This is a genomic window from Kitasatospora sp. SC0581 (genome assembly GCF_048159585.1).
Taxonomy (GTDB): Bacteria; Actinomycetota; Actinomycetes; order Streptomycetales; family Streptomycetaceae; genus Kitasatospora.
Genome location: NZ_JBLRWA010000091.1, coordinates 1 through 795 on the forward strand (window position 1 = coordinate 1; position 795 = coordinate 795).

At 75.6% G+C, this 795-nt stretch carries 2 protein-coding genes; both read right to left on the reverse strand.

Annotated features, from left to right (window positions below; genetic code table 11):
* The coding region (locus ACLWS4_RS37205) for a hypothetical protein (protein WP_416876451.1) at positions 1–194 on the reverse strand (194 nt) is incomplete at its 3' end.
* Positions 195–279: 85 nt separating this feature from the next.
* On the reverse strand, positions 280–795 hold a 516-nt coding region (locus ACLWS4_RS37210), incomplete at its 5' end, for a hypothetical protein (protein WP_416876452.1).

Sequence of the window (795 nt, forward strand, 5' to 3'; positions counted from 1 at the left end):
GGGGACCTCCCCCGCTTCCCGAGCAGGTCTCCCTGGCTCACCGCGTGGTCGTCGGCGAGGGTGCCCGGGAGGCCGACTCGGCCGGCGCCCGGGTGGTGGGCGAAACGGCCTTGGAGGTCACGCGCGTGCCGGGCCTCGTCCCAGAGCCGGTTCTTGCGGCGCAGCCGCAGGGTGACGGCAGGGAAGTCGCGCACCGCACCACACTGCCTTCTGCCGGGGATCAGGACGGCGGCAGCGTGGCACCGGGCCGGGGGTGGTGTCGCGCCGAGCGGCCGGGGGCTACTCCGCGGTCTGCCAGTGCCAGGTGCCGGGGCCGGCCAGGATGACGACCTCCGACTCGTCCAGGCAGCCGAGCCCCGTGGCCGGCGTCGCGATCACCCGCTCCGCGGGCACGATCGCGCTCATCACGAAGCCGGGTCCCTCGTCGGTGGCGAAGCCGTGGGCTACGTCCGGGTCGACGGAGAAGGCCGAGAGGGGGCGCAGCAGCGGGTCGGAGAGGGTGCTGCCGTCGGCCGTCCAGCCTGCGGGCGGCCGCCCGTCGGGGGTGGCCACGCCGCGCCACACGGTCAGGGAGCCGAGTCGGGCTTCAGCCAGGTGGTTCTGGGTTCGCTCCCACATCGCCCCCAGGATCGCCGCGTGGCCGGTGCCGAGGGCGGCCCGCTGGCCGGCGGTCTCCCGTGCGATCTGGTCGGTGCTGGGCCAGTCGGCGGCCGGGTGGAGGCCGAAGGCGTCCCGTGCGGTCTCCTGGAGGGCGAGGGCCCCGGGGTCTTCGTCGTTGGAGGTCATCGCCCAGGT